The sequence below is a fragment of the Candidatus Thiodictyon syntrophicum genome (genome assembly GCF_002813775.1).
Lineage (GTDB): Bacteria > Pseudomonadota > Gammaproteobacteria > Chromatiales > Chromatiaceae > Thiodictyon > Thiodictyon syntrophicum.
Genome location: NZ_CP020370.1, coordinates 5,862,656 through 5,875,729, shown reverse-complemented (window position 1 = coordinate 5,875,729; position 13,074 = coordinate 5,862,656). Strand labels below are relative to the sequence as shown.

Here is a 13,074-nt window from a genome sequence, read left to right as displayed (position 1 = left end):
GGATTACGACCATGAGGATACTGACGACGCTGTGTTACTACTATCCCGGATTTAGGGCAGGCGGTCCAATCCGTACAGTCGCGAATCTGGTCAATCGTTTGGGGGAGGAATTCGACTTCCACATTATTACCAGCGACCGTGATTCCGGCGATGTTGAGCCGTATCTGGGGTTGTCGTATTTGTGTTGGAATCGGGTTAGTCAAGCGCAGGTGTTCTATACGCCCCCAGGGCTCAAGAGGCCCTTGAGATTGGTCCGGCTTTTTTCCAGGACACCCCATGAATTGTTGTATCTCAATAGTCTTTTCGATCCGGCGTTTACGCTGCTACCACTTTTCTTGCGAGGACTGGGTGTCGGACCGGGAGTGCCCGTCGTGCTCGCCCCGCGGGGAGAGTTCTCTGCAGGTGCCTTGGGCTTGAAAAAGACCAAGAAGGCCATTTTTCTCTTTATCGCGAGGCTGTTCGGGCTGTATCGCGGTGTGATCTGGCAGGCATCGAGTGAGTATGAGGCCGCCGATATCAGGGCCTGGATGGGAAGGAATGCCCGGGTCATGGTCGCACCAAATTTGCCGTCCCCAATTCATGAAGCAGTGGACCTTTGCGTGATCGGCAGGCAAACAGAGAATCCACTTAGGCTGGTTTTCTTTTCCCGCCTATCCCCAAAGAAAAACCTGGACGTCGCCCTTCGATTGCTTCACTCGGTCAGGGTGCCGGTGGACTTTTCCATCTACGGACCGCAAGAGGATCGGGCTTATCTGGAGCAGTGCCGGGCTTTGGCCGCCTCGCTGCCTGGACATATCAAGGTGTTTTGGCACGGCGCGATACATCCGGAGCAGGTGGCGGGCGTCCTTGCCCGGCAGGATTTGTTTTTGTTCCCGACACGGGGCGAGAACTATGGTCATGTGATTGCGGAGGCACTGTCCGTCGGCACCCCGGTGCTGATTGCCGACACGACGCCCTGGCGCGACCTAGCGTCGGCCGGCGTTGGCTGGGATTTGCCCTTGGGCGATGAGTCGGCTTTCGTCGATCGCATCGAGTACTGTGCGGGCATCGCGCCCACGGAGTATGCCGTTTGGCGTGAGCGAGTACGCCGCTATGCGGGTAGGAAGCTTGCTGTGGAGTCGATCATCGAGGCAAACAGGCAACTGTTCCTGTGCGCTGCGGGTCGGGTGGCGGTTTCCGCCCGTGAGTGACGGCTGATGTGCGGCATTGCCGGTATCTTTTCCTATCGGGGTGGGGCCGATCCGGCGGATGGGGAGCGACTCAGCCGCCTGAGCCAGGCCATGCGCAGGCGTGGGCCTGATGGCGAAGGGGCCTGGACCAGTCCTGACGGTCTGGCACGGTTCGCGCATCGTCGGTTGGCGATCATCGACCTGAGCCCGGCCGGCAATCAGCCGATGCTGGATGCGGACAGCGGCTGTGCTTTGGTCTTCAATGGGGAGATCTACAACTTCCGCGCACTGCGCGAGGAGTTGGTCCGCGCCGGACATGGGTTCCGTTCCGAAAGCGACTCCGAGGTCCTGCTGAGGGGCTATCTGCATTGGGGCGAGGGACTCTTGCAGCGGTTGCGGGGCATGTTCGCCTTCGCACTCTGGGACCCGGCCAAGCGTGGCCTTTGGTTGGCGCGCGATCCGTACGGGATCAAGCCGCTGTATTACGCCGATCAGGCTGGACGGTTCGCCTTTGCCTCTCAGGTCCAGCCCTTACGGACAAGCCTCGTAATCGACATCCGTCCAGAGCCGGCCGCCGTGGTCGGCTTTTTGCTAATGGGCAGCGTGCCGGAGCCCCATACCGTCTGCCGTGGCATCCGTGCCCTGCCAGCCGGGCACGCATTGTGGGTGACCGCGCGGGGGGCTGGGCAACCGACGGGGTACGCCTCGGTAGGCGAGGTCTGGTGCATGGCGGCACGGCGTCCGGAGCGGCTGGGATCCGGGGAGCTATTGGACCGCGTGCGCGCCGCGGTTACCGATTCCGTGGTCGCCCATCAGGTGGCGGACGTGCCGGTCGGTGCCTTTCTGTCGGCCGGAATCGATTCGGGCGCCCTGGTGGGGCTGATGGCGGAGAACCGGACAGCCCAGCTGCAGACGGTGACCCTCGGTTTCAGTCGCTTTCGGGGCACCGGGCTGGACGAGGTCGCCCATGCCGAGCGGATGGCAACGCGCTATGGCGCCCAGCAGCACACGGTGTGGATCAGCGATGCGGAGGCCGCCGCCGATCTGCCCCGGGCGTTGGCCGACATGGACCAGCCCAGCGTTGACGGCTTCAACACCTGGCTGGTGAGTAAGCACACGGCTGCCCTGGGCTTGAAAGTCGTGGTCTCCGGTGTAGGTGGGGATGAACTGTTCGGCGGCTATGCCCATTTTGCGCAGTTGCCGCTCTGGCGCCGTCGGCTGCAACGGCTTGCCAGGGTGCCCGGGCTGCTGCCGCTGCTGGCGGGGGGGCTGGGATTGGCGAGCCGCTTTGGGCTTGTACACGCCAAGGCGGCGGCGCTGGGCAGGTTGGGGCCTGACCTGGCAGGACTCTATCTGGTGCGGCGCGGGCTGTTCATGCCTTGGGAGTTACCCGCGCTCCTGGACGCCGATCTGGTGCGGGAGGGCCTGGCGGCGCTAGATCCACCGCATTTTTTGCAAACCGGTCTCGATCCGGACTGCGACAGCGACTACGCCAGGATCGCAGTGCTGGAGGCCTCCAACTATCTGCGCAACCAACTCCTGCGCGACAGCGACTGGGCCAGCATGGCACATTCGCTGGAGTTGCGGACCCCGCTGGTGGATTTCCACTTGTTGCGCGAGCTGGCCCCGGTCCTGGCAGCTCCACGCCCCGTCGGCTTGACAGGTAAACGCGCGCTGGCGCTGGCGCCGCGCCCCGCGTTGCCGAACACAGTGATCGACCGGCCCAAGTCCGGGTTCTCACTGCCGATGGGTGATTGGCTGGAGCGGACTCCGTTGTTGGAGCGGTGGCGCAGTATCCCACTGCTCAATCACCCGCGATGTCACTGGTCACGCCGCATGGCGTATGCGCTTGCAGTCCAGTTGCTATAGTCGTGCAAAGAATCAACTGCACGAGCAATTATCTGCAATTGGATACGTTGCTCTTGCGCAACATCGATTTCTCCTGAAACCCACCTGCCTATTAGGGTCGCGCCGGCAGTAAGTGACGTATTTGCGGTGCCTGCGACCAGGTGAAAACATCGTTGCTCGCCACTTGCCTTGCGGACTCCGCAAGCAGTTTAGGGCGCCCGGTGACTCAATATTGCTGAGGTATAAAGAATGAAAACAGGTCTTACTCTTGGATCTGCTGCGCCTATTACATTTGCGAAACCGGAGCAGCTCCCCAGTGATTCTCAGGAAGCGAGGCAGTGGCAGGATGCCAACCGTTCTTTTTGGGAAAAGCACCCAATGCGTTATGACTGGAACAAGGAGGTTGGGCACGAGCCTTTTACTGTATCTTTTTATAAGGAAATTGACATGCGTTTTTTCTCGAACGCTCATGAGTATATGCCCTGGCGAAAAATCCCGTTTGACGCACTGATCAGTTTCGACGGCTTGAAACAAAAAAACGTTCTTGAAATCGGCGTAGGAAGCGGGAGTCATGCGCAATTGTTGGCTACTCACTCGGGTTCGTTTACCGGCATCGATTTAACACGTTATGCAGTGAAGAGTACCTCGGAACGTTTCAGGTTGTTCGATATACCCGGAAATATTTTTCAGATGGATGCAGAAAAGATGTCTTTTGCTGATTCCACTTTCGACTTCGTGTGGAGTTGGGGGGTAATCCACCACTCTGCAGATACCCAAAAAATTGTTTGTGAAATATTTAGAGTATTAAAGCCGGGGGGGGAGGCAACACTAATGGTTTATCACCGTGGTTGGTGGAACTATTATATCCTTCACGGCTTATTGCACGGGATCGTACTTGGCGATCTATTCAGGTCGTGGTCGCTCTCGAAGGCGGTCCAGAATTCTACGGACGGAGCTATAGCTCGTTACTACACTTTAGCCAGTTGGCATAGCCTGATTCAAGGGGCGGGGCTTAAAGTCAAGAATGCCTCTGTCAAAGGGCAAAAATCGGATCTTTTCCCTCTCCCCCAAGGAAAACTAAAGTCTTCGCTTATGCGCATTGTGCCCGATAGATTCACTCGTTTCCTCACTAATCAATGCCGCATGGGGCAGTTCTTGATCTCCACGATAGTGAAACCAAGAGAGGATGTGGCTGGTTAGCGCGTAAGATCGGTGGTTGTGACGATGGGCATAATCTTGGGGGAAGAGCGGGTGCTGCTGTACCTCATCTCGTGCTTCATAGACTTGCCGAACTGCTTGGTAACCAGAAAACGTTATGGCTGAGGCGATCACGGTTGTTCATCATAAGCGCAAGGCGCTTCTGGGCTATTTCAGCGTCGAGCAAGTCTTCGATGACGTATGCTCGGCTTTGCCAGGGGACATTCGCGTTCACATTCGCGTCAATCGTTATCCTTCATGGGGGGTGTGGCGACGCCTCATTGATACGATTCTCGCGGCGCGGCAGCAGGGTTCTGTGAATCATGTCACCGGCGACGTGCATTACCTGACCTATTTTCTCGACGCCAAGCGGACCGTGCTGACCATCCTCGATTGCGTGACATTGGAGCGCTTGCGCGGGCTCAGGCGATGGGTGTTTTGGCTTTTTTGGTACTGGCTGCCGGAGAAGCGCTGTGCCGCTATCACGGTGATATCGGAATCGACCAAGCAGCAGTTGCTGCGCTATCTCAGTTGCGATCCGGACAAGATCACCGTGATCCACTGCCCGGTTTCCAGCGAGTTTACCGCCAGTGAAAAGCCCTTCGATGACCAATGCCCGCGCATCCTTCAGGTCGGCACCACGGAAAATAAGAATATCGGGCGGGTGGCCGAGGCGCTGCACGGTTTGCCTTGTCGTCTCGCGATCATTGGGCCTTTATCCGAGGTGCAGAAGGGGGTATTGGCGCGTTACGCCATCGACTACGAGAACCACGTAGGGCTCAGTCGGGAGGCGCTGGTGGAGCAGTACCGGCAGGCCGACCTGGTGATGTTTGCCTCGCTCTACGAGGGATTCGGATTGCCGATTGTCGAGGCCAACGCGGTCGGGCGGGCCGTGATCACGAGCCGCTTATACTCGATGCCGGAGGTGGGCGGCGATGCGGCCTGCTACGTGGATCCGTACGATGTCGCCGAGATCAGGTCGGCGGTCGAGCGGTTGATACAGGATGTGGCCTATCGACAGGAGCTGGTCACGAGCGGCTACAAGAATGTTGAACGCTTTCGGCCGGCGGCTATTGCTCGCCAGTATGCGCTTCTTTACCGTACGCTCGCCCGGGCTTAACGGCTGAGGCTGCCGCGAAGTCGAGGAGGGCACCTCGGGCGGATGGCGGCTCAACTGGACGCTGCGGTGCGCCGCTACGCCGTTGGATGCGGTCAGCGGGCCTTGATCATAACCCCGGACACCCTGCTGGACGGGAAGTCGCTGGTCCGCACAGCGGACCCTACGGGCGCGGGGCCGTAGGGTCCGCTGTGCGGACCAAAGACCTCGCCGTTGGCTGATAGGCCGGGATTATGATCAAGGCCGGTCAGGGGGTTAAGGAGTGCGATTGACGATGACTGCAGACGCTCCTTAAGCTAGGGAGAAAATTATGTGCGGGATATCCGGATTCGCCGGTGATTATCTGCAAGGCCTGACGTCCAGGATGAACACCGCCCAAGCCCACCGCGGCCCGGACGGTCAGGGCATTTTCGAGGACCCAGCCGCCGGGGTTGCACTCGGCCAAGTGCGGCTCTCCATCCTCGACCTCAGCCCGGCCGCGGCCCAACCGATGCACGCGCCGGATGGGTGCGGCGTTTTGGTCTATAACGGCGAGATCTATAACTTCCGGGAACTGCGCCAAGACCTGACCGCTCGTGGTCATCGCTTCCACTCCACCGGCGACACGGAAGTCCTGCTGCACGGTCTGCTCGAATACGGTGCGCCATTCACTACCCGCCTCAACGGGATCTTCGCCTTCGCCTGGTGGGACGCACGCACCCGGGAACTGCTCTTGGCGCGGGACCCGCTGGGGGTCAAGCCGCTCTATTATGCGGAACCCGCCCCCGGCCAGTTGCTGTTCGGCAGTGAGATCAAGGCGCTGCTGCAACATCCCGGGCTTTCGCGTGAACCGGATTTCACGGCGCTGCAACAGCACCTGGCCTATTGTCACGCCGCGGGCGAGCGCACTGCCTTTAAGGCCGTCAAGCGGTTGGCGCCAGGCACTTGGCTGCGCTGGCGGTCCGGTCGTCCGATCGCTGTCCAGCGGTACTGGCAGGCCCCGTTCGGGGAGGCGCGGCTTCAGGATCGGGCTGGCGCGCTCGCCGATCTGCGGGGTCAACTGCTGGCTGCCACCCGGCGGCAACTGGTGGCGGATGTCCCGGTGGGTCTGTTCCTCAGCGGCGGGTTGGACAGCAGTCTGATCACCGCACTGGCCGCACCGGCTGCCGGGGCTGGGCTGGACTGCTTTACTATTTCCTATCCGCAGGCGGACAATCAGCTCGACCGCGCGGCCGAAGACTTGCCGCACGCCCGCGCGCTGGCCCGGCGGCTGGGTCTGCCGCTGCATGAGATCGAACTCCGGCCGCAGGTCGCCGACCTTCTGCCCGAGCTGGTTTGGCACCTGGATGAGCCGCTGGCCGATCCGGCGGCGATTGCCTGTTTCTTGATATGTCAACAGGCCCGCGAACAGGGGGTCAAGGTGTTGCTGTCCGGGCAGGGCGTGGACGAATTGTTCTGCGGCTATCCCCGCTATCAGGTGCTGCGTGCCATGGGGGGATTGGCGGGCTGGCCGCTCGCGCCGCGCCGCCTGATCGCCGCACTGGCGGCGCGGCTCCCCGGGGCCTGGGAGGGGCGGTTCGGGGCTCAACTGCGGCGGGTGCGGCGGATATTGAGCGAACTGGCGCAACCCCCTAGCACGCGCTTTCTCAACCTCTGTGCCAATACGCCGCAGGCGGAGATCAGCCGGGTCTGGTCGCCCGGCGTGCGCGATGCGTTGCACACCGAGACCTTTCGCGACGACTGCCAACGTCACATCGTTGAGACCGGGCTGTCGGGGCTCGCAGCCTTGCAGGAACGCGACCTCGCCATCTATCTGCCCAATCATAACCTTAATTATACCGACAAGATGAGTATGGCGGTGGGCGTTGAGGCGCGGGTGCCGCTGCTGGACCTGGAACTGGTGAATGCGGTGACGCGCTATCCGGCCGACTGGTTGTTGGGGCGCGAGACCAAGGTGCTGTTGCGCGAGGCGGCCAGGGGTATCGTGCCGGATTCGATCATCGACCGACCCAAGGCGGGTTTCGGGGCGCCTTATCGGAAATGGCTGCGCTATGATCTGGCGGATCTGTGGCATGACCTGACCTCGGAGTCGGCGGTCAAGGCGCGGGGCTGGTTCGATTATCGGGCGCTGCAGGAGGCCCGCGCGCGCAGCCAGGCCGGCCGGGATGATCTGTATATGCTGCAATGGGCAGTGTTGACGATGGAACTCTGGGCCAGGCGGTTTATCGATCAGCCGAGCGGGGGGGCTTGATCATCACTGCGGTCACGCGCCCTTGCGGCAAGCCGTCGCGGCCGGGGGGCCGCTCCTACGGCGTAGGAGCGGCCCCCCGGCCGCGACGGATATCACCCTCGAGGTGGCCGCAAGTTACGATAAAGCCGAACGGGGAGTGGGGTGATGAGTGAGGCGAAAGACGCGGTGCATGCCTTTTGGGACCAGGCGGCCTGCGGCGAGGCCCTGTATCTGGCGGATGTGGATCGTGCCGGCTATCTGGCCCAGGCGCAGACGCGCTACCGGTTGGAGCCCTATATCCGTGACTTTGCCGGTTTCGAGGCGGCGCGCGGCTTGCGCGTGCTGGAGATCGGCGTGGGGCTGGGGGCGGATCATCAGGAGTTTGCCGCGGCGGGTGCGGACCTGTGGGGGATCGACCTGACCGAGCGGGCGGTCGCGCATACGCGGCGACGCCTGGCGGCGTTTGGGCTGGCCTCGCGGTTGGCGGTGGGGGACGCGGAGAACCTGGAGTTCCCGGCCGAAACGTTCGATCTGGTGTATTCCTGGGGTGTGTTGCATCACAGCCCGGACACGCCCAAGGCGATCGCCGAGGTGTGGCGGGTGCTGAAGCCGGGCGGGTGCGCGAGGATCATGATCTACCACCGGTGGTCCTTGGTCGGCCTGATGCTCTGGGCGCGCTACGCCTTGCTGGGGCTGAGGCCCTGGTTGTCGCTGACCGAGGTCTATGCGCGCTATCTGGAGAGTCCCGGCACCAAGGCTTATTCGGTTCGCGAGGCGCGGGCGCTGTGTGCGGATTTCCGTGAGGTGCGGATCGCGACGGTGCTGACGCATGGTGATCTGCTGGAGTCCGACGCGGGGCAGCGACATCGCGGGGCTTTGCTGACGCTGGCGCGCAAGGTGTGGCCGCGGGGGCTGATTCGGCGGCTATGGCCCAATGCCGGGCTGTTCATGTTGATCGAGGCGAGGAAGTAGACCCGGCGGCGGTGCTCGCGGAGGTGGCGCGGGTGCTGCGGTCGGGCGGGGTGTTGCCGGCGAAGACGCCGAACAAGTGAGCGGGCATGCAAGGTCTCTACCTCGACAAGCTACTGGGGCAACTCGCGTATCCACTGGGTCTGTCGCTGACCCTGTGCCTGCTGGGGCTGCTCTTGCTGGCGTTGGGGCGGCGACGTTGGGGTCTGGGGACGCTGCTGGTGGCGGTTGTGTGGTTGGGAGTCTGGTCGCTGCCCGCCGTCTCGGATGCGCTGCGGCAGTCGCTGGAGGGACGTTTTGCCAATCTGGCCGTCGCGGAATTGCCGGTCGCCGAGGCGGCGGTGGTGCTGGGGGGTGCGATCGATGCCGGGCCGCCCGGCTGGCCGTATCCGGACCTGGGTTCGGCGGCTGACCGGGTCTGGCAGGCGGCGCGGATCTATCACGCCGGCAAGGCCAAGCGGCTGATCCTGTCCGGCGGGCGCCTGGCCTGGCAGGGGGAGCGACTGCCGGAGGCGCAGGCGATGGGTCGGTTGCTGGCCGATCTGGGGGTGCCGGCCGCCGCGTTGGTGTTGGAGGAGCGCAGCCGCAACACCCGCGAGAATGCGCTCTACAGCGCGGAGCTGATCCGGACGCTGGGGATCGAGCGGGTGCTGCTGGTGACCTCGGCCCTGCATATGCCGCGGGCACTGGCGAGTTTCCGCGCGGCGGGGGTGGCGGCGATCCCGGCGCCGACCGATTTCGAGGTGATGCCCCAGCCGGCCCAAGCGCTGCGCTGGCTGCCGGATGCGGGGGCCCTGGCGGGGAGCACGCGCGCGCTGAAGGAGTATTTGGGCTGGTGGGTGTATTGGTGGCGGGGCTGGGCGTGATGACGCCGGGGCGGGAGTTGCGATGGCGGCCGCTTGGTGGCGCTTTCTTGATCATTACTTCGGCCACCCGGCCCTTGCGGTAACCCGTCGCGGCCGGGGGGCCGCTCCTACGGCGTTGGCGCGGCGTCCGTCATCGGTGGGGTGGCCGGGATATTGATCGAGGCTGCGCGCCCGTCGGGTCCGCTGTGCGGACCGACGACCGCGCGGTGACCCGCGGTGGCTGCAAGGATGATCCAGGCCGGGACGGTCGTAACCGTGGGCGTCAGCGAAACCACCCCGGCGTGCGTTTAATGCCCGGTGCGTTTGAGCCAAGCCTTGACTTGTTCGGGGTCCAGCCCGCGCAAGCGGTCTTCGGCAGCGAGCCCGCGCAAGCGGTCTTCGGCAGCGAGCCCGCGCAAGCGGTCTTCGGCAGCGAGCCCGCGCAAGCGGTCCTCGGCAGCGAGCCCGCGCAAGCGGTCCTCGACACCCATCCGCTCCAGCAGTGCTTGGCTCAGTACTTGGCGCTCTTGCTCGCTGAGTTCATGCAGGTCGTCGATGAGCATGCGGTAGGTGTCGCGTTTGAAGTCGTCGAGCGTGTAAGCCATGTCGGGAAGCTCCAGACGGTGGACGTTGGCAAGATGGTAGCGCAGCAACTGCGCCGCTGGGCTGTGCGGCCGGTAATGGGCCAGTCCGTAGCGGATTCGATCCATCTCGCTGGCGAACAGTTCCCAGGGGGCATTGCGCGGGTGCTGGGCCAGAGTGTTCAGGACGATCAGCCGAATCCGGCGGTTGCCCCAGCCGAGATCGTAGATGCCGGGCCAGGCGCTGGGGGTCCGGGCCGCGGCGGGGAGTTGCCGAAACAGCTTCCCAGGATGGCGGGTGGCGACGGCATAGAGACGGAAATCCGCCTCCGGCAGCAGCCGATAGCCCGCGGTCGGCGGTTCCACGGCGGCGTCGGTGTCGGCGGCTGTCGGTCGGCCCGTGGCGGCCTGGATGGAGGCGAGTTTGCGATAGGTGACGTAGTGGCCGATCAGCTCTTCGAGCGCCCAGCCGTCCAGCGGCTCCTGTTTGGACTTGTAGCTTAGGACATTATGGGCGGTGAGGTTCTCCAGCCCGTCGGGCAGGTCGGCCAGGGCCGCCTCAGTGGTTGCCGCGGCGCCGGGTAACCGTTCGATGATCAGCACGTCCAGCCGCTGGCTCTTGAGCGCCAGCTCCATTTCCAGCTCCACGCGCCAGGGGCGGCCGGTGAAGAGGTCGGTCAGGGCGATGCCGAAGAGTCGATGCCAGGGAGTGTGATCGCGCATCGGCGCATGGTACCGTAGCACGGCCTGGATCATGAGCACCGCTCTGCCAACGGGGTGCGATCAGAGCTGATGGGTTGACGCAGATCGCGTAGGGTACGCATCGCGTACCCGCCAGGCCGCCGCAACCGCTGGGGCCGGGTACGCGATGCGTACCCTACGGCTACTCGGAGCCGCAGGCGCCTACCCGACAGGTGATGCGCCGGGTGGTCAGAAACGGCCTCGATCATCGTCCCGGCCGCAACCGAGCCAACGCCGTAGGGTGCGCTGTGCGCACCCAGTAACCTCCGAGCGGCGCAGACGTTCCCGGTGCGCGCGGCGCACCCTACGCGTGCGTTGGCCGGAACCACGATCAAGGCCGATGCGGGCCTCGCTCATCATTCCGGCCACCGGGAGCGCCGCACCCCAGTGCGGCGCGGCCTATCCGCAGAACGCAACGCCGCGGTCGCTCGCGAGGCCGCGCCGCACTGGGGTGCGGTGCTCCCAGCGTCGGCGCGGGCTTAAGCGCGTGCGCTCGCCGGTGCGGCGTGGCCGGGGTGATGATCAAGGCCGCACCCGGCCTTGATCATCACTCCGGCCACGCGCTCTTGCGGCAACCCGTCGCGGCCGGGGGGCCGCTCCTACGGCATCGGGGCGGTCCCCGGCCGTGATGGATGTCACCCGTGGGGCGGGCGGAACGACGATCGGGCGGACGTGGGCCTTGATCATGATCGGATGGCCGCAGCCGGCATTGTGCCGGGGACGCGGCTGATGGTGGATGCGCTGCGCTTATCCACCCTACGAAACTTCAGCGCTGCCGGTGCCCTTCCGGTGTCGGCCCCTGCGTTGTCCTATCCGGGCGATGCGTTTCGGTTCCCTTTCGTGTTCCCAACCGGCCCGTGGGCCCCGCTGCCATGTCCCGATCCCCTCGCCGGCGTCGCTCCCACGCGTCCACTCGGGCGACCGCCCAGCCGGCGGGTGCGCCGCACGACGGCTCCTACAAACACCTGTTCTCCCATCCGGAGATGGTCGAGGGCCTGCTGCGTGACTTCGTGCAGGAGGACTGGCTGGCGCTGATCGACTTCACCACCCTGGAGAAGCAGGGTGGCAGCTATGTCACCGACGACCTGCGTACGCGCGAGGATGACATCATCTGGCGGGTCCGGGTGGCGGGGGATTGGCTCTATGTGTACCTGCTGATCGAGTTCCAAAGCGAGGTCGACCCTTGGATGGCGGTGCGGGTGATGGTCTACACCGGGCTGCTGTATCAGGACCTGATCAAGAGCCAGGCGGTGGCCGCGGGTGAGCGCCTGCCGCCGGTGTTTCCGCTGGTGCTCTACAACGGTTCCGGGCGCTGGACGGCGGCGCGCGATGTCGCCGACCTGATCGTCCCGTGGCCCGACGCGCTGGCGCGCTACCGGCCCCAACAGCGCTATCATCTGATTGACGAGGGCCGCATTGAGGAGGATACGCTGGAGCAGGCTACCAGCGTCGCGGCTGAACTGGTGCGGCTGGAAACCTTGGCCGGCGACGGGCCCGACGCGCTACGTCCGATACTGCACCGGCTCAGCGTGCGGTTGCAGGGTCCGGGCTACACCAGCCTGCGGCGGGCGCTGACGGTCTGGTTCGCGCGGGTCCTGCTGCGGCGCTTGCTGCCGGGCGAAAAGTTGCCGGAAGTGCATGATTTAACGGAGGTCGAGACGATGTTGGCCGAACGGGTGGATGAGTGGACGCAGAAGTGGAAGCGGGAAGGGATGCTGGAGGGTGAACTGAAAGGCAAGCGGGAAGGTAAGCGGGAAGGCAAGCGGGAAGGTAAGCGGGAAGGCAAGACCGACGCGTTGAAGCGCTTGCTGACGGGCCGGTTTGGTCAACTGCCCCCTTGGGCACGGGCCCGCATTGATGCGGCGAGCCTCGGTCAACTGGACGCCTGGCTGGACGGGATTTTCGCCGCCGGGACGCTGGAAGCCCTGCTGGGTCGCCAGCCCCCGGAGCCCCGCCCGCCTGCGGGTTGAGGGGTGTACCCTGGTGTTCAAGCAGGGCCTTGATCGGCTGGAGGTCGAGGCTTTAGGTGAGCGCAGCGCATCCACCAGCCACTCCACGCGCCAGGGGCGGCCGGTGAAGAGGTCGGTCAGGGCGATGCCGAAGAGTCGATGCCAGGGGGTGTGATCGCGCATCAGCGCATAGTCCCGTAGCACGGCCTGGATCATGAGCACTGCTCTGCCAACGGGGTGTGATCAGAGCTGATGGGTTGACGCAGATCGCGTAGGGTACGCATCGCGTACCCGCCAGGCCGCCGCAATCGCTGGGGCCGGGTACGCGATGCGTACCCTACGGCTACCCTTGGGGTCACCCGTAGGGCGGAACGACGATCGAGGCCGATGCGGGCCTCGATCATCATTCCGGCCACCGGGAGCGCCGCACCCCAGTGCGGCGCGGCCTA

General features: G+C 64.1%; 9 protein-coding genes. 8 read left to right on the top strand and 1 reads right to left on the bottom strand.

Annotated features, from left to right (window positions below):
- The first annotated feature begins 11 nt into the window (after positions 1–11).
- From THSYN_RS25070 to THSYN_RS25040, 7 genes are all read left to right on the top strand, one after another.
- The gene (locus THSYN_RS25070; RefSeq protein WP_100921536.1) at positions 12–1,190 is read left to right on the top strand and encodes a glycosyltransferase; all 1,179 of its coding nucleotides are present in this window, start codon (positions 12–14) and stop codon (positions 1,188–1,190) included.
- A 6-nt stretch (positions 1,191–1,196) separates the two neighbouring features.
- Positions 1,197–3,038 (top strand): asparagine synthase (glutamine-hydrolyzing), encoded by a 1,842-nt coding sequence (gene asnB / locus THSYN_RS25065; protein ID WP_100921535.1) that lies wholly within the window; start codon positions 1,197–1,199, stop codon positions 3,036–3,038.
- Between the two features lie 228 nt (positions 3,039–3,266).
- Positions 3,267–4,217 carry a class I SAM-dependent methyltransferase gene (locus THSYN_RS25060; protein ID WP_100921534.1) on the top strand — a complete coding sequence of 317 codons (951 nt, stop codon included), beginning with the start codon at positions 3,267–3,269 and terminating at the stop codon, positions 4,215–4,217.
- A gap of 115 nt (positions 4,218–4,332) precedes the next feature.
- Positions 4,333–5,334 carry a glycosyltransferase family 4 protein gene (locus tag THSYN_RS25055; RefSeq protein ID WP_100921533.1) on the top strand — a complete coding sequence of 334 codons (1,002 nt, stop codon included), beginning with the start codon at positions 4,333–4,335 and terminating at the stop codon, positions 5,332–5,334.
- Positions 5,335–5,695: 361 nt separating this feature from the next.
- Positions 5,696–7,561 (top strand): asparagine synthase (glutamine-hydrolyzing), encoded by a 1,866-nt coding sequence (asnB, locus tag THSYN_RS25050; protein ID WP_236848683.1) that lies wholly within the window; start codon positions 5,696–5,698, stop codon positions 7,559–7,561.
- 144 nt (positions 7,562–7,705) lie between these two features.
- Complete coding sequence (locus THSYN_RS25045; RefSeq protein ID WP_100921531.1) at positions 7,706–8,512, top strand: class I SAM-dependent methyltransferase; 807 nt, start codon at positions 7,706–7,708, stop codon at positions 8,510–8,512.
- An 86-nt stretch (positions 8,513–8,598) separates the two neighbouring features.
- Positions 8,599–9,375: a YdcF family protein gene (locus THSYN_RS25040; protein WP_100921530.1), complete on the top strand. Its 777-nt coding sequence runs from the start codon at positions 8,599–8,601 to the stop codon at positions 9,373–9,375.
- A 287-nt stretch (positions 9,376–9,662) separates the two neighbouring features.
- Here the strand turns inward: THSYN_RS25040 and THSYN_RS25035 are convergent, their stop codons facing one another.
- The gene (locus tag THSYN_RS25035; protein ID WP_100922589.1) at positions 9,663–10,658 is read right to left on the bottom strand and encodes a hypothetical protein; all 996 of its coding nucleotides are present in this window, start codon (positions 10,656–10,658) and stop codon (positions 9,663–9,665) included.
- Between the two features lie 890 nt (positions 10,659–11,548).
- Between THSYN_RS25035 and THSYN_RS25030 the strand changes: the two genes are divergently transcribed.
- Positions 11,549–12,646, top strand: a complete 1,098-nt coding sequence (locus THSYN_RS25030; RefSeq protein WP_236848682.1) for an Rpn family recombination-promoting nuclease/putative transposase — start codon at positions 11,549–11,551, stop codon at positions 12,644–12,646.
- The last annotated feature ends 428 nt before the right edge of the window (positions 12,647–13,074 follow it).

What these genes read in the sequence shown, in the direction of transcription:
- THSYN_RS25070 (WP_100921536.1), top strand. Translation starts at nt 12, where the DNA reads ATGAGGATACTGACGACGCTGTGTTACTACTATCCCGGATTTAGGGCA.
- asnB (WP_100921535.1), top strand. Translation starts at nt 1,197, where the DNA reads ATGTGCGGCATTGCCGGTATCTTTTCCTATCGGGGTGGGGCCGATCCG.
- THSYN_RS25060 (WP_100921534.1), top strand. Translation starts at nt 3,267, where the DNA reads ATGAAAACAGGTCTTACTCTTGGATCTGCTGCGCCTATTACATTTGCG.
- THSYN_RS25055 (WP_100921533.1), top strand. Translation starts at nt 4,333, where the DNA reads ATGGCTGAGGCGATCACGGTTGTTCATCATAAGCGCAAGGCGCTTCTG.
- asnB (WP_236848683.1), top strand. Translation starts at nt 5,696, where the DNA reads ATGAACACCGCCCAAGCCCACCGCGGCCCGGACGGTCAGGGCATTTTC.
- THSYN_RS25045 (WP_100921531.1), top strand. Translation starts at nt 7,706, where the DNA reads ATGAGTGAGGCGAAAGACGCGGTGCATGCCTTTTGGGACCAGGCGGCC.
- THSYN_RS25040 (WP_100921530.1), top strand. Translation starts at nt 8,599, where the DNA reads ATGCAAGGTCTCTACCTCGACAAGCTACTGGGGCAACTCGCGTATCCA.
- THSYN_RS25035 (WP_100922589.1), bottom strand. Translation starts at nt 10,658, where the DNA reads ATGCGCGATCACACTCCCTGGCATCGACTCTTCGGCATCGCCCTGACC.
- THSYN_RS25030 (WP_236848682.1), top strand. Translation starts at nt 11,549, where the DNA reads ATGTCCCGATCCCCTCGCCGGCGTCGCTCCCACGCGTCCACTCGGGCG.